19 protein-coding genes are annotated in these 20,172 nt (G+C 72.3%); 11 read left to right on the top strand and 8 right to left on the bottom strand.

Annotated features, from left to right (window positions below):
* Nucleotides 1-192 precede the first annotated feature (192 nt).
* Nucleotides 193-1,542, bottom strand: coding sequence for a serine hydrolase domain-containing protein (locus ACFVGW_RS09770; RefSeq protein WP_385851531.1), 1,350 nt, complete (start codon nucleotides 1,540-1,542; stop codon nucleotides 193-195).
* A gap of 180 nt (nucleotides 1,543-1,722) precedes the next feature.
* On the opposite strand from ACFVGW_RS09770, the gene corA reads away from it, so the two are divergent.
* Nucleotides 1,723-2,805: a magnesium/cobalt transporter CorA gene (corA, locus tag ACFVGW_RS09775; RefSeq protein WP_383224679.1), complete on the top strand. Its 1,083-nt coding sequence runs from the start codon at nucleotides 1,723-1,725 to the stop codon at nucleotides 2,803-2,805.
* Between the two features lie 40 nt (nucleotides 2,806-2,845).
* On the opposite strand, the gene ACFVGW_RS09780 is transcribed toward corA, so the two are convergent.
* Complete coding sequence (locus tag ACFVGW_RS09780; RefSeq protein WP_385851532.1) at nucleotides 2,846-4,210, bottom strand: NAD(P)/FAD-dependent oxidoreductase; 1,365 nt, start codon at nucleotides 4,208-4,210, stop codon at nucleotides 2,846-2,848.
* A gap of 177 nt (nucleotides 4,211-4,387) precedes the next feature.
* On the opposite strand from ACFVGW_RS09780, the gene ACFVGW_RS09785 reads away from it, so the two are divergent.
* From ACFVGW_RS09785 to ACFVGW_RS09815, 7 genes are all read left to right on the top strand, one after another.
* The gene (locus ACFVGW_RS09785; protein WP_385851533.1) at nucleotides 4,388-7,027 is read left to right on the top strand and encodes a SpoIIE family protein phosphatase; all 2,640 of its coding nucleotides are present in this window, start codon (nucleotides 4,388-4,390) and stop codon (nucleotides 7,025-7,027) included.
* Between the two features lie 81 nt (nucleotides 7,028-7,108).
* Complete coding sequence (locus ACFVGW_RS09790) at nucleotides 7,109-8,623, top strand: carboxylesterase/lipase family protein (RefSeq protein WP_385851534.1); 1,515 nt, start codon at nucleotides 7,109-7,111, stop codon at nucleotides 8,621-8,623.
* A 106-nt stretch (nucleotides 8,624-8,729) separates the two neighbouring features.
* On the top strand, nucleotides 8,730-9,074 hold the full coding sequence (locus ACFVGW_RS09795) for a hypothetical protein (RefSeq protein WP_352190070.1): 345 nt from the start codon (nucleotides 8,730-8,732) through the stop codon (nucleotides 9,072-9,074).
* Nucleotides 9,075-9,314: 240 nt separating this feature from the next.
* Nucleotides 9,315-10,202 (top strand): hypothetical protein, encoded by an 888-nt coding sequence (locus ACFVGW_RS09800; protein WP_385851535.1) that lies wholly within the window; start codon nucleotides 9,315-9,317, stop codon nucleotides 10,200-10,202.
* A gap of 170 nt (nucleotides 10,203-10,372) precedes the next feature.
* The gene (locus ACFVGW_RS09805; RefSeq protein ID WP_385851536.1) at nucleotides 10,373-11,788 is read left to right on the top strand and encodes a serine hydrolase domain-containing protein; all 1,416 of its coding nucleotides are present in this window, start codon (nucleotides 10,373-10,375) and stop codon (nucleotides 11,786-11,788) included.
* A gap of 277 nt (nucleotides 11,789-12,065) precedes the next feature.
* Nucleotides 12,066-12,773 carry a tRNA-dependent cyclodipeptide synthase gene (locus ACFVGW_RS09810; RefSeq protein WP_385851537.1) on the top strand — a complete coding sequence of 236 codons (708 nt, stop codon included), beginning with the start codon at nucleotides 12,066-12,068 and terminating at the stop codon, nucleotides 12,771-12,773.
* The gene (locus ACFVGW_RS09815) at nucleotides 12,763-13,947 is read left to right on the top strand and encodes a cytochrome P450 (RefSeq protein WP_385851538.1); all 1,185 of its coding nucleotides are present in this window, start codon (nucleotides 12,763-12,765) and stop codon (nucleotides 13,945-13,947) included. The genes ACFVGW_RS09810 and ACFVGW_RS09815 overlap by 11 nt, the downstream gene beginning before the upstream one ends.
* Before the next feature lie 78 nt (nucleotides 13,948-14,025).
* Here ACFVGW_RS09815 and ACFVGW_RS09820 read toward each other — a convergent pair whose 3' ends face one another.
* Nucleotides 14,026-15,030: an MBL fold metallo-hydrolase gene (locus tag ACFVGW_RS09820; protein WP_385851539.1), complete on the bottom strand. Its 1,005-nt coding sequence runs from the start codon at nucleotides 15,028-15,030 to the stop codon at nucleotides 14,026-14,028.
* A gap of 82 nt (nucleotides 15,031-15,112) precedes the next feature.
* Entirely contained in the window at nucleotides 15,113-15,895 is a 783-nt protein-coding gene (locus tag ACFVGW_RS09825; protein ID WP_385851540.1) for a LysR family transcriptional regulator substrate-binding protein, read from the bottom strand.
* Nucleotides 15,896-15,953: 58 nt separating this feature from the next.
* Here ACFVGW_RS09825 and ACFVGW_RS09830 point away from each other — a divergent pair, with 58 nt between their 5' ends.
* Nucleotides 15,954-16,361, top strand: a complete 408-nt coding sequence (locus tag ACFVGW_RS09830) for a DUF5997 family protein (protein ID WP_385851541.1) — start codon at nucleotides 15,954-15,956, stop codon at nucleotides 16,359-16,361.
* 42 nt (nucleotides 16,362-16,403) lie between these two features.
* Here ACFVGW_RS09830 and ACFVGW_RS09835 read toward each other — a convergent pair whose 3' ends face one another.
* Nucleotides 16,404-17,189: an SGNH/GDSL hydrolase family protein gene (locus tag ACFVGW_RS09835; RefSeq protein WP_385851542.1), complete on the bottom strand. Its 786-nt coding sequence runs from the start codon at nucleotides 17,187-17,189 to the stop codon at nucleotides 16,404-16,406.
* 160 nt (nucleotides 17,190-17,349) lie between these two features.
* On the opposite strand from ACFVGW_RS09835, the gene ACFVGW_RS09840 reads away from it, so the two are divergent.
* On the top strand, nucleotides 17,350-18,012 hold the full coding sequence (locus ACFVGW_RS09840) for a class I SAM-dependent methyltransferase (RefSeq protein ID WP_385851543.1): 663 nt from the start codon (nucleotides 17,350-17,352) through the stop codon (nucleotides 18,010-18,012).
* Nucleotides 18,013-18,016: 4 nt separating this feature from the next.
* On the opposite strand, the gene ACFVGW_RS09845 is transcribed toward ACFVGW_RS09840, so the two are convergent.
* Nucleotides 18,017-18,538, bottom strand: coding sequence for an NUDIX hydrolase (locus ACFVGW_RS09845; RefSeq protein ID WP_385851544.1), 522 nt, complete (start codon nucleotides 18,536-18,538; stop codon nucleotides 18,017-18,019).
* Between the two features lie 122 nt (nucleotides 18,539-18,660).
* On the opposite strand from ACFVGW_RS09845, the gene ACFVGW_RS09850 reads away from it, so the two are divergent.
* Nucleotides 18,661-19,401 (top strand): class I SAM-dependent DNA methyltransferase, encoded by a 741-nt coding sequence (locus ACFVGW_RS09850; protein WP_385851545.1) that lies wholly within the window; start codon nucleotides 18,661-18,663, stop codon nucleotides 19,399-19,401.
* Between the two features lie 26 nt (nucleotides 19,402-19,427).
* Here ACFVGW_RS09850 and ACFVGW_RS09855 read toward each other — a convergent pair whose 3' ends face one another.
* A complete protein-coding gene (locus ACFVGW_RS09855; protein WP_385851546.1) occupies nucleotides 19,428-19,694 on the bottom strand; it encodes a hypothetical protein in 267 nt (88 codons plus the stop codon).
* Nucleotides 19,695-19,699: 5 nt separating this feature from the next.
* Nucleotides 19,700-20,158 carry a DUF2269 family protein gene (locus ACFVGW_RS09860; RefSeq protein ID WP_385851547.1) on the bottom strand — a complete coding sequence of 153 codons (459 nt, stop codon included), beginning with the start codon at nucleotides 20,156-20,158 and terminating at the stop codon, nucleotides 19,700-19,702.
* Between the last annotated feature and the right edge of the window lie 14 nt (nucleotides 20,159-20,172).

Raw genomic sequence — 20,172 nt, forward strand, 5'->3', positions numbered from 1 at the left:
GTCTTTCGGATCATGCCGGGCTCGCGACGCCTGGCACGCACGCTCGCCGCGTTGTCGTCAGTCGTCGACGCTCCGCGTCGACTCCATCCTCCGCCTTGCGATCGCACGCTCCCCCAAGCTCTCGGCTCCGCTCGAGCAGGGGGGACCCCCATGACGCCGCTCCCTGATCCGGCCTGATCCAAAAGACAGGCCCTACCGCAGGGACGCCTGGTGGAGCGCGTCCGGGCCGATCGGCAGCCCCGGCACCGCCTGCGCACCCTGCCCCGCCGCCGCACCGCGCGCGGGCGCGGGGGTGCCGGCGAGGGCGCCGTCGACATGGGCGACCAGCGCGTCCGTGATCGGATCCGGCAGCGGGCGGCCCTGCTCGTCGAAGCGCTGGTACTTCATCAGGTTGTAGCCGACGGCGACCTGACGACGACCGTCCTCCGTGGACAGCGCCCATGTGCCCGCGCCGAACACGCCGCCGTCATGACCCCAGTACCAGCCGCCGCTGCGCATCTGCAGGGTGTAGATGCCGAGGCCGTACCGCATCCGCGGCTCCTCGCCCGGCGGGGCCTCGTACGCGGGAACGGTGGTCTTCATCGCGCGCAGCTCCGCCGCGCCGAGCAGCCGGCCGCCGAGCAGCGCCCGGTAGAAGTCGTTGAGGTCGCTCGTCGTCGAGACGAGGGCGCCGGCCGTGCCGGCCCACGACATGTCGGTGACGCTGTAGTCGCGCGGCGGGTCGATCAGGCCGAAGAACGACTCGTACATCCGGGCGTGCGGCCCCTTGAGCGACGGGGAGCTCGGGAAGTACGTGTGGCGCAGCCCGGCCTTCCGTATGACGTTCCGGGTGATGTACGCCTCGGCCTTCTCGCCGGTCACGCGCTCCAGGAGCAGCCCGGCGAGGATGTAGTTGGTGTTGGAGTACGCGTGCGTACCGCGCTCCGCCACGGGCGGCGCCGCGAGACCCAGGCGGACGAGCTCCTCGGGGGCGATGCGACGGAGGCGGTTCTCGTCGAGGGCCTTGCCGGGGTTCTCGAGGATGCCGGGGAAGGCGGGCAGGACGTAGTCGGCGATGCCGCTGGTGTGGTTGAGCAGCATCCGGACGGTCACCTGGCGGCCGCGTTCGCCGGGCACCAGATCCGGAAGGTACCGGCCGACGGGAGCGTCGAGATCGATGCGCCCCGCCCGGGCCTGCTGGAGGACGGCGACGGCCGTGAACGTCTTGGTGATGCTGCCGACCCGGTGCTCGAAGTTCGGCCCCATGGGCCGGCGGCTGTCGATGTCGGCGAATCCGGTGGCCCCCCGCCACTGCGCCGAGCCGTCGCGGACCGCCGAATAGGCGCCGTACATCCCGGCCTTGTGGAAGGCGTCGAGCGAGCCGCGCAGCGCCGCGCGGTCGAGAGGGCCGCGCCCTGCCGGCGGCACGGCGGCGGAGGCAGCGGCGGCGGCAGGGCCGGGCTGCGCCGCCACGGCGGTCTGCGCGGGTAACACCGGGACGGAGAGGGTGATCAGCGCGGCCGTGGCGACCGCCGCGAGGCGGGCACTGGGGGACGAAGACATGGATGGTCCTGCTTTCCTCGACGAGTGCGGTGGTTCCATCCTTGTCGCCGTCCCCCGGCCGCCTCTCCACCCCCGGGAGGATCTTGTTCACAGGAAGATGTGACATTTGTCAGGAGTCCCACCTGCGGTCCGTCGGTGGCACACTGTCCGCTGATCGTCCCCGAGGAGCCCGCCGTGCCGATAATCCGCAACCTGAGGCGCACCGTCCGCCGTGCCTACCGCCGGACCGTGGACCTGAGCCACCCGGCACGCTCGCCGCTGGGCAGCTCGGTCGTCAACTGTGTGCTGTACGAGGACGGGGCGCGGCAGCGCGGAGCCTGCCCCGCCGAGGAGGCGGTGCGACGGGTCCGCAAGTCGGGTGACGGGTTCGTGTGGATCGGGCTGCACGAGCCGTCCGTCGAGGAGTTCGCCGGGCTCGCCGAGCTGTTCGGCCTGCATCCGCTCGCCGTCGAGGACGCCGTGCACGCGCACCAGCGGCCCAAGCTGGAGCGGTACGACGACACGCTCTTCGCCGTCTTCAAGACCGTCCGCTACGTGGAGCACGAGGAGCTCACCGCGACCAGTGAGGTCGTCGACACGGGCGAACTCATGGTCTTCGCCGGGCCGGACTTCGTCATCACCGTCCGGCACGGGCGGCACGGTTCGCTCGGCCCGCTGCGGGAGGCGCTGGAGGCCGACGCCGAACAGCTGGCCAAGGGCCCCGCGGCCGTCCTGCACGCCATCGCCGACCACGTCGTGGACGACTACCTCGCGGTCGCCGACGCCGTGCAGAACGACATAGACGCGGTCGAGACGGCCGTCTTCAGCGAGCAGGCATCACGCGGCGACGCCGGCCGTGTCTACCAGCTGAAGCGGGAACTCCTCGAACTCAAGCGGGCGGTGGCCCCGCTCGACCGCCCGCTGCAGGCCCTGGCCGCGGCCCCGCTGCCGCTGGTCTCGGCGGAGATAAAGCCGTACTTCCGGGACGTCGCCGACCACCTGTCCCGGATCACGGAGCAGATCACGTCCTTCGACGCGCTCCTCGACTCGATCCTCCAGGCCCATCTGGCGCAGGTGACGGTCGCTCAGAACGAGGACATGCGCAAGATCACGGCGTGGGCGGCGATCATCGCCGTCCCCACGATGGTCTGCGGGGTGTACGGCATGAACTTCGAGCACATGCCCGAGCTGGGCTGGACCTACGGCTATCCGTTCGTCGTCGGGATCATGGCCGTCGCCTGTTTCCTCCTCCACCGCAGCTTCCGCCGCAACGGCTGGCTCTGACACCCCGGCGCGCCACCGCCCGGATCCCCGTGGGGCCCTGTCAGATCCGGGCGTTCAGGGCGGCGGTGTGGGCCCGCACCTGCTCGGGAGTCAGGTAGGCGTCCGTGTACTCGAAGTCGGCGAGTGTGCCGGACCGGGACGCGAGGAATCCCGTACGGACGAAGTCGTCGCCGGCCACGGCGTTGAGCACCCAGTTCGTCATCACCCGCGCCTTGGCGACATTGGTCCGCAGCGCCGACCAGTGGTACGCCCGTGCCACCGCCTGCGCGGGGGTGCCGTGCAGTTCGATGCCCAGGGGCTTCGACACGGCGTCCCGGCCGCCCAGATCCACCACCAGGCCGAGATCCCGGTGGTGGTACGGGTACATCGGCTCGCCGCGCAGGGCGGCCACGACGTTGTCGGCGACGTGCTTGCCCTGCCGCATGGCGTGCTGGGCCGTCGGCGGGCAGATCGCGTCCTTCTCCTTCTTGGCCAGGTCCGGTACGGCCGCGGCGTCGCCGAGCCCGTACACACCGTCCACGCCGGGGACGACCATGTCGGGGCCGACCACCAGCCGGCCCCGGTCGGTCTCTGCGCCGAGCGTGGCGATCAGCGGACTGGCGGCGACGCCCGCCGTCCAGATCAGGGTGCGGCTGGGCAGCACCCGCCCGTCTGTCAGCGTCACGGCCTCGGCGTCCACGGAGGCGACCGAGACCCCGAGCGAGACCTCGATCCCGCGCCGCCGGAGAATGTCCAGCGCCGCCTGGCCCAGTTTGTCGCCCAGCTCGGGCATGAGCTTGGGCGCGAGGTCCACCAGATGCCACTTGATGAGCTTCGGGTCGATGCGCGGATAGCGCTTGACCGCGCTGTGGGTCAGCCGCTGCAGACAGGCGACCGTCTCCGTTCCCGCGTAACCCCCGCCCACCACCACGAAGCAGAGCCGGGCAGCCCGCTCGGCCTCGTCGATCCCGGCGTCGGCCAGATCGAGCTGGGCGATGACGTGGTCGCGGATGTAGACGGCCTCGGCAAGCGTCTTCATGCCCCGCGCGTGCTCGCCCAGACCCGGGATGTCGAACGTGCGGGTCACACTGCCGGGAGCGAGGACCAGATGGTCGTAGGTCTCGTTGACGAGTTCGCCCGTGATCGTCCGTACGACGCAGACCTTGGCCTTGGTGTCCACGCCGATCGCGCCGCCGGGGATGATCCGCGTGCGGTGCCGCTCGCTGCGCCGCAGCGACAGGGCGACCGACTGCGGGGTCAGGACACCCGAGGCCACCTGAGGGAGGAGCGGCAGGTAGAGCTGGTACGAGAAGGGTGACAGCAGCGAGATCTGCGCTTCGCGGCTCGTCAGCCGCCGTTCCAGGCGCCGCACACAGCCGATCCCGGCGAAGCCTGCGCCCACCACGAGAATCTTCGGTCGAGTCACGTTGCCCGCCTCCCGGATCGTCGGTCCTTGAGTGCTGACTAACCCCTCGGGCCGATCGGAAACCCGGTCCGTCCGCCGAAGAGGTGACGACGGAACCCGACCCAACAGTCGGAGACCGGTCATAGTGTGGTAGAAGGGAAAAACAGGGCGGGGTGTGGAGAAACGGAGCCGACGGCCGTGGGGAGACCTGAGGGCACAGACAGCACCGCGCACGAGGCGGTGTTCGGCGTCGCCGACTCCGTCGTCCTCCTCTTCGACGAGCACGGAGCGGTCGTCGGCCGCCCGTACGCGGCCGAGCAGCTGCTGGGCTACCCCGCGGCGGAGCTGGGCGGCAGGCGCGTCGGCGCGCTGCTCGCGGCGGACGAGGCGGACCGGCTCCCCGGCATCCTGGAGGCGTCGGCCCGGGACGGCGGCTGGTCGGGGGTCCTGCTCGCACGTCACCGGGACGGCCGAACGATCGCCGTGGACGTCACCGTGCTGCCGCTTCCCGGCGAGGCGGGCACGGCCCGTTGGCTCGTCGTCGCCGTGGGAGCGGCCCCGTCCCGGCAGTGGACCATGGGCCCCGCCCTGCTGGAGCGGATGGTCACCCGGATGCCCGTCGGATTCTGTCTGGTCGACACCGAGCTGCGGTGCGTGTGGTCGAACACCGCTCTCGAACAGTTCGGCGGCGGCACCGTCGAGGAGCGGCGCGGCAGGCGCTTGGCGGAGATCCAGCCCGGGATGAACGCCGACCTCGTGGAATCGAAGATGCGCCAGGTCCTCGCGACCGGTGAACCCGTCCTCGGGTACGAGCTCGTGGGCCGCCCCCGGTCCCACCCGGGCCGGGACCACGCCCACGCCATGTCCTTCGTCCGGCTGGACGACGACAACGGCCGTGTCCTCGGCGTCTGTTACGCGGTCGTCGACATCACCGACCGCTACCGGGCCCGGCTGCGCCTCGCCCTGATGGCCCTGGCCAGCGAGCGCATCGGCCGCAGCCTGGACGTGGTCGGCACCGCCCAGGACCTGGCCGACGTGGCGGTGCCAGGCCTGGCGGACTTCGTCGCCGTGGACCTGCTGGACACCGTCGTCCGAGGCGCGGAGCCGGCTCCGGGACCCACGGGCGGTGCCACGTCCGTGCAGCTCATGCGTGCCGGGGTGCAGACCGTTCCCGGCGGGATCCTGATCATGGTGGAGCCGGGGGAGCCGTGCGGATACCTCCCCTCCTCACCCCAGATCCGCTCCCTGGCCCACGGCCGCTCCTGGCGCGCCGCGCACCTGGACGCCGCGACACGGGACGCGGCCCTCCCGGTGCACCGGCCCCCGGCCGAGGAGCCGCCGGACGCGGAGCCCCCCGCCGACGGCGAGCCCACCGACGGCGAGACCAACGACTCCGGGCCGACGGGCGCCGGACCCACGGGCACCGGACCCACAGGCGCGGGACCCACAGGCGCCGAAGCCACAGGCGCCGGACCCATGGCGGCATCGGCGGCCGCCGAGCCCGAACCGCACACGGCGATCGTCGTGCCGATCCTCGCCCGGGGCGTCACGCTGGGCGTGGCCACGTTCTTCCGGGCCCGGCAGGACGAGGCGTTCGACGAGGACGACCTGCGGCTCGCCGAGGAGCTCGTGGCGCGTGCGGCCGTCTGCCTGGACAACGCCCGCCGCTACACCCGCGAGCGCGCCGCGGCCCTCGTACTCCAGCGCAGCCTGCTGCCGCACGGCGTTCCCACGCAGGAGGCCGTCGACGCGGCCTCCTTCTACCGGCCGGCCGACGAACTGTCCGGCCTCGGCGGCGACTGGTTCGACGTCATCCCCCTGTCGGGTGCCAGGGTCGCCCTCGTCGTCGGCGAGGTCGTCGGCCACGGGATCGAGGCGGCCGCCACGATGGGCCAGCTCCGCACCGCCGTACGGACCCTCGCCGATCTGGACCTCGCGCCCGAGGAACTCCTGGCCCATCTCGACGACCTCGTCCTCCAGGTCACCCGGGAGGGCTCAGAAGGCGAACTGGGCGGCGCGGCGACCCCCGCGGGCGTCGGCGCCAGCTGCATCTACGCCGTCTACGATCCGGTCGGCCTGCACTGCGACATCGCGAGCGCCGGCCACCTCGCGCCTGCCGTCCTGGCGCCCGACGGCACGGTCACCTTCCCCGCACTGCCGCCCGGACCGGCGCTCGGCGTCGGCGGGCTCCCCTTCGAGTCCGTGGAGCTGCCGCTGGCGGAGGGCAGCGTCCTGGCCTTCTACACCGACGGGATCATCGCCGCCCCGGGCGCGGGCAAGGAAGGGCTGCGCCGCGTCCTGGAATCCCGTGACCTGCCGCTCGACGAACTCTGCCGCGCCATCGTCGACGAGCTGGCCCCCAGCAGGCCGTACACCGACGACGCCGCCCTCCTCCTCGTCCGGACCCGCGGTCTTGCGGCCGGTCAGGTCGCCGTCTGGGAGCTGCCCGCCGATCCGGCCGTCGTCGCCCGCGCCCGGGTGATGGCCGCCCGTCAGCTCACCGCCTGGGGCCTGGACGAGCTCGCCTTCACCACCGAACTCGTCGTCAGCGAACTCGTCACCAACGCCATCCGGCACGCCACCGGACCCATCCGGCTCCGGCTCATCCTCGAACGCACGCTGATCTGCGAGGTCTTCGACGCCAGCAGCACCTCGCCGCACCTGCGCCACGCGCGCACCACCGACGAGGGCGGCCGGGGGCTGTTCCTGATCTCCCAGTTCACGCGGCGCTGGGGGACCCGCTACACGGCCGAGGGCAAGGTCATCTGGGCCGAACAGCCCCTGGAGGGGGACGGCACCGCGGCGCACACCCCGCAGGGCCTCGCCCAAGATCTTTAATCGCTTGTCCGGCCCCCGGGGCGCGTGTCAGCGTGGGCTGCCGCGCGGAGAGGCCGACGGTGTCGAGAGGGAGATCCACCTGTGCGTGCGGGCACCGCCGACCACACCGTCGTGACGCAGCGAGGACCTGTGCGCGGCACGGTCGCCGACGGGCTGCGGACCACGCTGGGCATCCCGTACGCCGCACCGCCGTTCGGCGCCGGGCGATTCCGGGCACCGAGGCCCGCGGAGGCGTGGGACGAGGTGCGGGACTGCACCGGGTTCGGCGCGGTCGCCCCGCAGTCGGCGGAGCTGCCCGGCTCCCCGGTCTGGCGTCCGGGCGACGACGACGTCCTCACGCTCAACGTCTGGGCACCGGACGGGGCTTCGAAGCCGCTGCCCGTCCTTTTCTGGATCCACGGCGGCGCCTACACCTTCGGTTCCTCGGCCCAGCCGGACTACGACGGATCCGCCCTGGCCCGCGCCGGCACGGTCGTGGTGAGCTGCAACTACCGGCTCGGTTTCGAAGGCTTCGGGCACGTGCCCGGCTTCCCCGACAACCGCGGACTGCTCGACCAGATCGCCGCACTGGAGTGGGTGCGCGACAACATCGCGGCCTTCGGCGGCGACCCGGACGACGTCACGGTGGCCGGACAGTCCGCGGGCGGCGGATCGATCGCCTGCCTCATGAGCAGCGGACGGGCCGACGGGCTCTTCCGCCGCGCCATCGTCCACAGCGTCCCCGACGCCTTCCTCCCGCCGGAGTTCGCCGAGCGCCTGGCCCGCGAGGTGGCCGACGCCGCGGGCGTCGCCCCCACCGCCGACGGCCTGCTCGCCGCGACCCCGCAGGCCCTCGTCGAAGCCTCGGACCGGGTGGCGGCGCGGTACGCGGGCGATCCCGCGTCGGGGTACCTCCACTACGACACCGTCCTCTACGGCCCCGTCCTCGACGGTGTGCTGCTGACCCGGGACCCGGTCGAGGCCCCGACCGCGGACGGCGCGGCCCACCCGGTCGACCTCCTCGTCTGCCACACCACCGAGGAGTACTGGCTGATGCACCAGGTCGGCAGTATGCCGACGGTCACCACCGACGACGGCCTCGCCCGGTTCGCAGCCGACTACGGTCTTCCCCCAACCCTCGTCACGGCCTACCGCGCCCTCATGCCCGACGCGCCTGTACTCGACGTCTTCCTGGCCCTCGCGGGCGACGCGGTCTTCTCCGTGCCCACCGTCCGCCTCGCCGAGGCCCACGCCCGCGCCGGGGCGGGCCGCACGTTCCTGTCCCGCTTCGACCGGCGCCGTACCCGCCCCGACGGCAGCCCGGTGCACGCCTGGCACGCGGCCGACGTGCCCTTCGCCTTCGGCACCCTCGACGCCACCGGAGTCGACTTCCTGACCGGCGGCTCCGCCGACGCCGACGACCGGGCCCTCTCCCGGCGGATGGTCCACGCCTGGACCGCCTTCGCCGCCACCGGAGACCCGGGCTGGGCCCAGCTCACCGGCACCACCCGGCCCACCGTCCAGGTCTGGGACGTGCCCGGCGACCGCACCGAGGGCGCGGCACCGGCGTACGCCCTCTGGGACGGTGTACGGACGGCCCCGCCGTCCCTTCCGTAGCGGAGGCGGGATAATCGGCGGGCGCGGACGCACCACCGCGCGGACCACAGAAGCACGCGAAACAGGCCGTCGCCCCGCGGGGCGACGGCAGGACAGGGAGAACCCGATGGACGTCCAGCACTTCGAGCGGATCACCGCGTTCATCGAGGACCGTCTCCGGCCGCTGTTCGACCCCGAGAACGGCAGCGACCACGGCTTCGGCATGGACGACACCTCCCGCGCGCTGCGGGCCCTCCTCGGCACCGTGAAGGCGGCCGCGGCGGTCAAGGGCCTCGCCGACCAGCGGGCGGCGGCCGACCCGGCGCTCCGTCACATCATCGACCAGGCCCTGGAGCACAACTGGGACGTCCTGCGCCGAGTGGCTCGCAACTGGGAGGACCACCCCGACTTCGTCCGTGACTTCAAGCGCCACGCCTGGGAACTCGACGAAACCCCCGCTGCCACCGCCTGACTCGGGATCATGAACTCCGGGCCGCCGGCGGCGCCGACGCTGCCGGGGCGCCCGACGACACGCCGGGGGCGGGTCTCCGGGGTGAAGCACTCTCCTGACGGGCTTTCAGGTGACGGTGGGCCGTGACACGCCGTCCGCTCTGCCCCGGTCGGGTGAGTACACCGTTCATCCGACAGGCGCGGACGCGGATCGGGTAGGTATGGCGGCATTGCCGTCCCCAGCGTCGGAGGATGCTGCCCCATGCCTGTCAGGAACGTCCGCACCGGCCCGCGCGTGGTGGCCGCCGCGATCTGCGCGACACTCGCGGTCATCGGCTACATGAAGGTGTCGGCGGAAGAACCCGCTCCGGCCGCCGCGCCGGGAGCGCGTGCCGCGTCGAAGAACGCGGGTCCGGCCACCACGCCCCGGTCGCCCGAAGCAGCCGTGTCCCCCGGGACACCCGTGGCCGGACGCGGTGGCTCCGCCGCCCCCGGAGCTCCTGGTGCCCCCGGCGCCCTCGGTGCGCCCGGGGCCGCCGTGGCCGAGCCGAAGGGACCCGCCGGGCCGCCCGGTGTCGGACCGGCGATGCTGGCGCAGATCCCGGACGGTACGAAGCAGGCGTTCGTCGTCACGGGCGGGTCCCTGGACACCAGCAAGGCCACGGCCGTGCTCTACGAACGCGACGCCGCAGGGCGATGGCAGCGCACGGGCGGCCCCTGGGCCGCCCACAACGCCCTGCGCGGCTGGACGGACGACCACTGGGCCGGCGACCTGCGTACCCCGATCGGTGTGTTCCGGCTCGGGGACGCGGGCGGACGACTGCCCGACCCCGGCTCGAAGCTCCCGTACGACCAGGACGAGCAGTTCGTCTCCCCGGGCACCGGTTTCCTCGGCGAACCCCTGGAGGGCTCGTTCGACTACGTGGTCGCCATCGACTACAACCGCGTCCCCGGAACGACGCCCCTGAACAGGGAGCGGCCGCTCGGCGAGGACCGCGGCGGCGGCGTCTGGGTCCACGTCGACCACGGCGGGCCCACCCAGGCCTGCATCTCCCTGACCGAGGACGTCATGCGCGACCTCCTGCGCGCCCTCGACCCGGCCAAGGAACCGGTCATCGTCATGGGCCCGGCCGCCGAGATCGGGCGCTGACCCATGGCCTGACGGTCGCCGGCCCGTGCCCTGACGGTCGCCGGCCCCAGTCCTGACGGGCGCTGACATCCGCTGTCGGCGCCCGTCAGTGTGCGAGCCGCCGGCTGTCAGGACATCCGGGCATCGTCGTGGTCATCGAGAACGACGACACCCGATCAGGAGAACCTCCCATGAGTGCGCACCGCACCGAGCAGTCCCAGGCCGAGCCGTCCGAGCTGGCCGAGTTCGTCACCCGCACGGCCACCGTGCACAAGATCCCCGGTGTCAGCGTGGGCGTCTGGGCGGACGGCCGCGAGACCTTCGCCGGCCACGGCGTGACCAGCATCGAGAACCCGCTCCCGGTCGACGAGGACACCCTCTTCCTCGTGGGCTCGGCGACGAAGACCTTCACCGCGACCGCGCTCATGCGGCTGGTGGCCGACGGCCGCGTCGACCTGGACGCGCCCGTACGCCGCTACGTCCCCGAACTCGTCCTCGCCGACGAGAAGGCGGCGGACGAGATCACCGTCCTCAACCTGCTCAACCACACCTCGGGCCTCGACTGGAACCTCATCGTCGACACCGGAGACGGCGACGACGCCCTCGCCGCCTTCGTCGAGAAGATGGCGGACCTCCCGTTCATCGGTGAGCCCGGCGCCAGGGCCTCCTACAGCCAGGCGGGGTTCAACCTCCTCGGCCGGGTCCTGGAGAACGTCACAGGTCTGACGTACGAGCGGGCCGTCGCCTCGCTCCTGATCGAGCCGCTGGGTCTCCCGAACAGCTTCTTCGGCACCGGCGAGGTCATGACCAGGCGGTTCGCCGTGGGCCACAACATCGACGAGCACGGCAACCCGGCCGTGGCGAGGGAGTGGAAGCTCACCCGGGCCAACAACCCCGGCGGGGGCCTCGCGACCTCCGCCTCGGACGTCCTCGCCTGGGCGCGGTTCCACCTCGGTGACGGTCTCACGGAGAGCGGTGAGCGCCTGCTGCCGGCGGAGTTGCTGCACGGGATGAGGCAGCGGACGGTCGAGCTGCGCGGCAGCAACCTCGGCGACGGCTTCGGCGTCTGCTGGTTCCTGCGCGAGGCGGGCGGCGTCCGCACGATCGAGCACGGCGGCTCGGTCAACGGCCAGTTCGTCGAGCTGGTGCTCGTGCCCGAGCGGAACTTCGCCGTCGTCGCCATGTCCAACGCCGGCCCGGACGGCATCCCCTGCAACCGGTCGGTCGTCCGCTGGGCCCTGGAGCACTACCTCGGCGTCGTGGACGAGGACCCGCAGCCGCTGCCGTACGACGCGGGGCGGGCACGGACACTCGCCGGGGCGTACGAGAACGAGGCCATGACCCTCACCGTCGCCACCGACGGCACGGAACTGACCCTCGCGGCTGCGATCAAACCCGAGATCCGGGAGTCGGCGGAATTCGAGATGCCCGCGGACTACGAGCCCGCCGCCATGGGCCTGCTGCCGGGCGACGGCGACGAGTTCATCGTCACCGCCGGTGGACTGGAGGGACAGCGAGGCTTCTTCTCCCGTGACGCGAGCGGAGCCATAGCCGGCATCGACCTCGGCGGACGGGTCTTCAACCGGGTCCCCACCGGCTCCGCGTGACGCCCCACCGGCTCCGCGTGACGGCATGACCGGGCGAGCGGCCTCGGCTCCTCATGGCGAGGCCGCTCGCGGCGACGGACCCATCGAGATTTTGGCCGGAATGCACCGCTCCAACTCGAAGTGGTGCGCCATTTCCCGCCATGTACAGACGACTTCAGGTCACGTCTCGATCAGAATCGTCACTCTCCGGAGATCGCCGGTAACTTCATGCCGTCGCCGCCACACCAGGGGCACACGGCCCCCACGGGACTAGCGGCGACGAAGGACATCTCTTCACTTGACGACAGCGACCGACAGCTTCAAGGTCCAGCCGTACACGCAGCACTGCCAAGTGATCCACACCGAAGGCGCCCACGCGGTCGTCGGCATCTCCCCGGGCAACGGCTACTTCTCCGCCCAGCGGGTGGCCGACCTCGCCGCCTGGGGACTCCGCAACTTCGAGCAGGTCGACCTCATCTACACCGACCTGCACGTCGCCGACATGTACGAGGCCCTCGGCTACCCGCCGGACGAGGCCCGCCGCAAGACGGTCAAGAACCTCCGCGGCGTACGCGCCAAGGTCAACAACGCCGTCGCCGCCACCGACCCCGGCGGCGAACGGCTCCGAGGACGCCCCATGTCGGCGCTCCTCGACATCCCCGCCTACCGGCACCTGCGCAAACACCTGGACGACCTGCTCGCCACCGACGCCGAGTTCCTCGCCACGTGCGACATGCTCGTCTCGGCCTTCCTCTCCTCCAAGGTCCTCGAAGGACAGACACCCACCGCCCGCCAGCGCGAGGTCTGTCTCCAGTACATCTGCGCCGAGGCACCGCTCTTTCTGGACACCCCCGCGATCCTCGGTGTCCCCTCCTCGCTCAACTGCTACCACCAGCTCCTGCCGATGGCCGAACTCCTCTACTCACGGGGCTCCGGACTGCGCGCCTCCCGCAACCAGGGCCACGCCATCGTCACCGCGATCCTCGGAGACCACGATGACCACTGAGACGCTGATCGACTTCCCCTTCTCCGCCCGCGGCGACCGCCTGCCGCCGGAGATCGAGTCCCTGCGCGCCGAGCCGGTCAAACGGGTCCGTACGATCGCCGGCGACGAGGCCTGGCTGGTTTCCTCCTATGCGCTCTGCAAGCAGGTCCTCGAAGACCCGAGGTTCTCGCTCAAGGACACCTCCGCCCCCGGAGTGCCCCGGCAGTACGCACTGACCATCCCGCCCGAGGTGGTCAACAACATGGGGAACATCACCGGCGCGGGACTCCGCAAGGCCGTCCTCAAGGCCATCAACCCCAAGAACGACGGCCTCACCGACTGGATGCGCCGCCACGCCTCCGAGCTCGTCGACGAACTCCTCGCCTACGGACCGCCGGTGGACCTCCGCTCCCGGTTCACCAGCCCGTACGCGGAACACCTGCACTGCAGGATCCTCGGCATACCCGAGTCCGACGCACCGCGCCTCGCCGCCAGCCTGGACATCGCGTTCATGAACTCGGCCTGCCCCGTCACCGGCGCCCGGCTCAACTGGGACCGTGACATCGCCTACATGATCGAGCGCCTCGACGACCCGGCGACCACCGGCCTCATGGCCGAACTCGCCGCCCTGCGCGGGAATCCCGACTACGCCCATCTGACCGACGAGATGCTCGCCACGGTCGGCGTCACCTTCTTCGGCGCGGGCATGATCTCCACCATGGGCTTCCTCACCATGGCCCTCTTCTCCCTGCTCCAGAACCCCGACGTCTGGGAGCGGCTCCGCAAGGAGCCGGAACGCATCCCCGCCGCCGTCGACGAGCTGCTCCGGGTCAACCTGTCCATCGCCGACGGCCTTCCGCGCCTCGCCCTGGAGGACGTCACGCTCGGGGACGTCGACGTACGGAAGGGGGAACTCCTCCTCGTCCTCGTGGAGGCCGCCAACACCGACCCGGCGGTCTTCCCCGACCCGCACAGCGTGGACATCGACCGGCCGAACGCCGGCACCCACCTCTCCTTCGGCGGCGGCGGTCACTACTGCCCGGCCACCGCGCTCGGAAAGCGGCACACCGAGATCGCCCTGGAGATCCTGCTCGACCGGATGCCCGACCTGCACCTCGCGGTGCCGCTCGACCAGCTCGTCTGGCGCACCCGCTTCATGAAGCGCATCCCCGAACGTCTGCCGGTCGCCTGGTGATCCCCGTGTGACCCTCTCCGTACGCGCACGTACGCCGACCGCCGTCGCCCCCGGCCACCCGCCGGGGGCGACGGTGCGTCAGCGGCGGGGCCGCATGTCACCGCCGTACACGGTCCGGTAGTCGGGGACGACGACACGGCTCGCGGGCGACTCCTTGTGGACCTGGCCGATCAGCCCGGACAGGTCCATCGTCGGGTCGGGTACCACGGGCCCGCGCAGCGGCGTCTCGAAGTTGTCCCAGTGGACCGGGACGACCACCGGCGGGTACCCCAGGGTCCGCAGCAGCCGGGGGGCGTACCGGTGGGTCGCGGTGCTGGACGGGACCGCGACCATCGCCACGTCGGGCCGCAGCCCCGCGGCCGCCCGCTCGGCGAAGTCGCTCGCGCCCATGAGGAACAGGGCGGGCCCATCGGAGCCGGCCGTGACCTGGAAGGAGAGCGTGTCGCCCTCGGGCAGGTCGGAGATGGTCGCCGGGGCGGCGGCGGGCGGCGCCGTGAGCGTCCCCGGCGCGAAGTACGAGTGCTTCTTGTTACGGCTGTGGAGGCTCGCCACCACCTCCACGGTGAGGCCGCCGCCGAAGTCGAGAACCTCGCCGCCCTTGACCACGGAGATCTGGAGCGGGTCGACACCGAACGCCACCAGCAGATGGAAGGTCGTCTCGGTTCCCACCACCCGGGCGCCGGTGGTTCTGGCGAGGTGAGGGACGTCGGCGATGTGGTCCCAGTGGGAGTGGCTGACGAGAATCAGCTCCGGGCGGCCGGCGTACTCCCGTACGAGGGTGGGGTCGGTCGCCGCGATCCGCGTGGCCGGGTCGAAGCCCCCGTCGAAGAGCCCGGTCCTGAAGCGGGTGAGATACGGGTCGAAGAGCACCGTCCGCCCGCCGACGTCGATCCGCCAGCCGGACGTGCCCAGCCACCGCAGCGAGGCCGAACCGTGCGCGGGGGCCTCGGCGCCCGCCGTGGTGGAGGTGGCGGGGGAGGGGGTGCGGGCGTGGGCCGTTGTCGGCAGAAACGGTAAGGCCGTGCCGATGGCGGCGCCCCGGAGGACGTTCCGCCGGGCGTACGCGTGCGTGTCGTCGGTCATCCCGCCAGAAGATCATCCGCCGTGTTCCGCTGTCCATCACCGGAACGCGCGGATGTCATGTCCGCCGACGCGCGGTGGACCGCTACGGCCTGCGGCGGGGCTTGCCGGGCTTGCCGCCGCGCTTGACGCTCTTCGAACCCTTGGCGCCCTTCGCACCGCCGGAACCGGCTCGGGGGCTCTTGTCCGCCGGCCGCCCGCTCTTCTCCGGACGCTTCGCCTTCGCCTTGGCCTTCGCCTGTGGCGGTGTCGCGGCGCGGCCCCGCGTGCTGTTGACCGTCCGCCCGCGGACGATCCCGATGAACTCCTCCACCAGGTCCGGGGTCGGCTCGGCCTGCGGCCAGGAGAGCGCGACCCGCGACTCGGGGGTGTCCGACAGCGGCCGGTAGGTGAGGTCCTTGCGGTGGTGAAGGCGCGCGAGCGACTGCGGGACCACGAGCAGACCCACACCCGCCGCGACCAGCTCGATCGCGTCGGCCGTCGTCGCCGGGCGCTCGAGCGCCGGCCGCCCCGGCGGACGCTCCCAGTCGAGGGTGTCGTCGAGCGGGTGCAGCAGGATCTCGTCCGCCAGCTCCCCGGGCGACACCTCCTCGACCGCCGCGACCACATGGTCCTTCGGAACCACGACCACGGTCGTCTCGGTGTACAGGGGGATCGCGCTGAGCTCCGTACGGTCGACCGGCATCCGCACGAGCCCGGCGTCGGCGCCTCCGGTCCGCAGCAGGTCGTCCGCCTCGGCGGCGGGCACCTGGACGAGGGTCAGCGGGACGTCCGGCAGGCGCTCGTTCCAGACCCGCACCCACTTCGTGGGCGTCACTCCCGGTACGTACGCGAGCCGGAACGAGGAGGGTTCTTCCTGGCCAGTCACTCCGCCAGGTTACCGGTCGTGGTCAGAGGTAGCTCACACGCTCGATACCCTTGACACCATGACGTCGCACCAGACCACCCAGACGATGAAGCCCGCGACCGCGGCGAAGAAGCTGGGTGTGTACCTCGAGGCCACCCCCGCCGAGTTCCGGGAGGGTGTCGTCTCGCGCACCGAGCTGAACGCCCTCCAGACCGATCCGCCCGAGTGGCTCCGCGAGCTCCGGCGCACCGGCCCCCACCCGCGTCCGGTGATCGCGGCGAAGCTCGGCATCTCCATCTCCGGCCTCGCCCGTGGCGGCATCACGGAGGCCCTCACCACCGAGCAGATCGAGACGCTGAAGGCGGACGACCCCGAGTGGCTCCAGAAGGAGCGCGCCACGCAGGCGGAGGTCCGCAAGGAAGCGGTCCGCATCAAGGAGAAGCAGGCCGAGAAGGCGGCGAAGGACGCCGACCGCTCGGACTCCTGACGCCGTCCGGCGCCGAGTGAGCGGTACGGCCCGCCCCGTCCCTCACCCGGCCGGCACCGGCACCAGCTCGGGACGCTTCGCCGTGCGGCCCTCCCCCGAGGAGCGGCCGCGCAGGCGCCTTCCGAGCCACGGGCCGAGGAAGCCCGCGACCCACCGCGCCTCGTCGAGCGCCCTGCGCGGGACGGACGGCGCGGGGCCCGGACGCTCGGGCAGCGGACGGGTCCAGGCGTCGTCGCTCCCGGGAATCCCAAGGGCGTGCGCCACCGCCGCCGCGATCCGCTCGTGACCGAGCGGACTCGCGTGCAGCCGGTCCGCGCTCCACAGCCGGGGGTCCGTCACCACCGGATGGTGGAAGGTCTCGGCGACCGCGACGCCGTGCCGCGCCGCCGCCTCACGGATGCGCTCGTTGAGCGCGAGGACGCGTGAGCCGAGCGGCCGGGCGAGCGGGATGACCCGCCCCGTGTCCGGGAACGTCACCGTCGCCACCCGCGCGCCCTCGGCGGTGAGCCGGGCGAACATCGCCTCCAGATGACCGGCCACCTCGTCCGCGTCGAACCGGGGGCGGAGCAGGTCGTTCATCCCGGCGACCACGGTGGCCACGTCCGGCCGCAGCGCCAGCGCCGGCCCGAGCTGTTCGGCGTGGACCTGACCCGCGAGACGGCCCCGTACAGCCAGATTGGCGTAGGCCAGCCCGGGGCTGCTCGCCGCCATCAGCTCCGCGAGCCGGTCGGCGCAGCCACGGAGGCCGGTCGTGTCGTCACCGTCCCCGAGACCTTCGGTCTGACTGTCGCCCAGGGCGACGTAACGCGTGTACGGGCCGGTGTGCATGGGCCTCTTGCTCCTCCGTGCGGCGTGCCCTCAGCGGCACGCGTCGACGATATTCAACACCGTACCTATTCAATTTCGCGACTAGGTGCGGCGGGGTGGCCTCGTCGCGCGCGAACGCGGCTCCCGGCCCGCTGTCAGTGCCCGATGCCAAGATCGTCGGATGACCTACCGCACCGAGACCATCGCCGCCTACTGGGACTCCGCCGCCCCGGCCTTCGACGACGAACCCGACCACGGACTGCGCGACGACCGCACCCGCGAGGCCTGGTCCCGGCGCCTCGACGCCTGGATGCCGACCGCGTCGGCCGACGTCCTCGACATCGGGTGCGGCACCGGTTCCCTCTCGCGGCTCCTCGCCGCCCAGGGGCATCGGGTGACGGGCGTCGACCTGGCGCCGAGGATGGTGGAACAGGCGCGGGCGAAGCTCGCGGCCGCCGGCCTCGGCGGCCGCTTCCTGTCCGGTGACGCGATGGCGCCGCCGACCGGGGACGAGCGGTTCGACGTCGTACTGTCCCGGCATCTGCTGTGGACCCTGCCCGACCCCGAGGCCGCGCTGCGCGGCTGGGTGAGGCGCCTGCGGCCGGGCGGCAGGCTGGTCCTCGTCGAGGGGCGCTGGCGGGAGTCCGGGCAGAGCGGCGTCCCGTACGTCGCCGGGGCCGAGGCCCTGCCATGGCACGGCGGCATCGGCGCCGAGGACCTGGCCGCGGCCGTCCGCCCGCTCGTCGCCCGCCTCCGCGTCGAACCCCTCGACGGGGACGCGGACGACGACCTGTGGGGCAAGCGGGTGGACGACGAGCGGTACGCGCTGGTGGCCGAGGTGTGATCCGTCAGCGGCGCTGCACCACGCGATAGCGGTGGAACGGCCCTTCCTCGATGGGCAGTTCGGGGCGCCACGTCCTGAGCGCCTGGGCGGAGGGCGTGAACAGCGGCTGGGGGAGCCGGTCGAGCGGAGTCCACTCCCAGCGCCGGATCTTGTCCGGCTCCGCCACGGCCGGGGTGCCGCTGAAGGCCCGTACGACCGCCACAGCCGTCAGCCGGGTGAGCTCCGTCGAGGTCAGCGAGTCCAGCAGGATCCCGATGACCTCGACATCGGCCGGGTCGGCCACGAGGGTGGTCTCCTCGGCGAGTTCACGCACCGCCGCCGACTCGATGGACTCTCCCGGATCGACCTTCCCGCCGGGCAGCTCCCACGCCCCGCTGGGATGCAGCCCCAGGAGTACCCGTCCGGCGTCGTCGGTCACCACGACACCGGCGCCGAGCGAGGCCTGGGCGGTCGGAGGCTGCGCGTTGCGGTGGGGCGTGCCCGGGCGGGGATTCGGCTCCGGGGATGGCTGGTCGGCGGGGGACATGTCGACTCCTCGTACGGACGCGGGGCATGGTGTCGGATGCCAGCCAACACCATGCCCCCGGCCGAGAACGCCCGACGAAATCAAGTCGACAGCCACCTCGGCACCCGGCAGAGTGGCCGGTCGTGACGAGCAGCGAACTGTGGACCCGCGCGACCGCCGACCGCTACGACGCCGAGGAGGCCGAGATGTCCTCGGCCGCCGCTCTCGGACCGACTCTCGCCTTCCTCGCCGAGCTCGCCGGAGACGGCCGGGCACTGGAGTTCGCCATCGGAACCGGGCGAGTGGGGGTCCCGCTCCGGGAGCGCGGCGTGCCGGTCGTGGGCATCGAACTGTCCGAGCACATGGCGGCGGTGCTGCGGCGCAAGACCGACGAGAGCGTGCTCCCGGTGACCATCGGGGACATGGCCACCACCGTCGTCCCGGGCGAGTTCGCCCTGGTCTATCTCGTCTACAACACCATCACGAACCTGCTCACGCAGGACGAGCAGGTCGAGTGCTTCCGCAACGCCGCACGTCATCTGCGGCCCGGCGGCCGATTCGTCATCGAGCTGGGCGTGCCGCCGCTGAGGTCCCTGCCGCCCGGCCAGGTCGCGGTGCCGTTCGACGTCTCCGAGCGGCATCTCGGCTTCGACGCCTTCGACCTGGTCGAGCAGATTCTCGTCTCGCACCACTTCACGGCTGACGGTGACGACGGCCGCTTCCGTCGCGGCAACTCCCGGCACCGGTACGCCTGGCCGGCGGAGCTCGACCTGATGGCACGGATCGCCGGGCTCGAGCTGGAACGCCGCGTCGCGGACTGGGACGGGGCGCCGTTCGTCCAGGACTCCACGAAGCACATCTCCGTGTGGCGCAAACCGGTCTGAGGTCGGCCACCGGCCTCCACGACCCGTCAGGAGGTCCGGGCGCCTTGGCGGCCGCTCCGGAGCCGGCGGAGCGCGAGCAGTCCGCCGGCCCCGGGGACGACGGCGAGCCATCGGGCGCCCGACGCGGCGGCGCCGGGTGCCGGCCAGGCCGCCGCGATCGTGACCAGGTAGGCGGTCCCGTGCAGCGGTCCGAGGAGCGACGAGACCGCGGGCGCGTGCACGGTGAGCAGGTTGACCAGGAGGGCCACCAGGGAGGCCGCCTCCGCGGCGGCGGCGACACGAAGGACACGCACGGTCCTCACGCCCCCGTCGTCGAGCCGGGCCGGACGATCATGAGGACCACGACGACCGCCCACAGCACGTTGAAGACGCCCGTGAGCATGGCCAGCCGCGACGCCGTCGCACGCGAGGCCGTGTCGTCGCCACCCTCGTCACCCCCGGCGGTCCCGGCCCCGTCCAGCATGCGCCCTTGGCCGGGGAGGATCGCGAGGATCAGGACGGCGGCGGCGATCGCGGTCAGCACCAGAGAAGTGAGCAGCCAGGCGTCGGTGAGGACGCCGAGCTGGATCGCCGTGGCGATTCCGAAAACCGGGACGGCGACGCCCGCGACGGCATAACCCCGGCAGATCCGGTGCAACAGCGCGGCGACCGGGGAGGCCTGCCGTGCGTAGCGGGGGAAGAGCGAGGCGGCCACGGTGATCGGCCCGATCACCAGAATCGCCGCGAGTACGTGTATGGACAGCAGCAGCTTGGTCACTGCGGGCCCCTCCA

The sequence above is a fragment of the Streptomyces sp. NPDC127129 genome, from assembly GCF_042671585.1.
In the GTDB taxonomy this organism is placed as follows: Bacteria; Actinomycetota; Actinomycetes; order Streptomycetales; family Streptomycetaceae; genus Streptomyces.

Bases quoted from the DNA above. Each gene is read 5' to 3' on its own strand.
- ACFVGW_RS09770 (WP_385851531.1), bottom strand. From the start codon at position 1,542: ATGTCTTCGTCCCCCAGTGCCCGCCTCGCGGCGGTCGCCACGGCCGCG.
- ACFVGW_RS09795 (WP_352190070.1), top strand. From the start codon at position 8,730: ATGGACGTCCAGCACTTCGAGCGGATCACCGCGTTCATCGAGGACCGT.
- ACFVGW_RS09800 (WP_385851535.1), top strand. From the start codon at position 9,315: ATGCCTGTCAGGAACGTCCGCACCGGCCCGCGCGTGGTGGCCGCCGCG.
- ACFVGW_RS09805 (WP_385851536.1), top strand. From the start codon at position 10,373: ATGAGTGCGCACCGCACCGAGCAGTCCCAGGCCGAGCCGTCCGAGCTG.
- ACFVGW_RS09815 (WP_385851538.1), top strand. From the start codon at position 12,763: ATGACCACTGAGACGCTGATCGACTTCCCCTTCTCCGCCCGCGGCGAC.
- ACFVGW_RS09820 (WP_385851539.1), bottom strand. From the start codon at position 15,030: ATGACCGACGACACGCACGCGTACGCCCGGCGGAACGTCCTCCGGGGC.
- ACFVGW_RS09830 (WP_385851541.1), top strand. From the start codon at position 15,954: ATGACGTCGCACCAGACCACCCAGACGATGAAGCCCGCGACCGCGGCG.
- ACFVGW_RS09835 (WP_385851542.1), bottom strand. From the start codon at position 17,189: ATGCACACCGGCCCGTACACGCGTTACGTCGCCCTGGGCGACAGTCAG.
- ACFVGW_RS09840 (WP_385851543.1), top strand. From the start codon at position 17,350: ATGACCTACCGCACCGAGACCATCGCCGCCTACTGGGACTCCGCCGCC.
- ACFVGW_RS09845 (WP_385851544.1), bottom strand. From the start codon at position 18,538: ATGTCCCCCGCCGACCAGCCATCCCCGGAGCCGAATCCCCGCCCGGGC.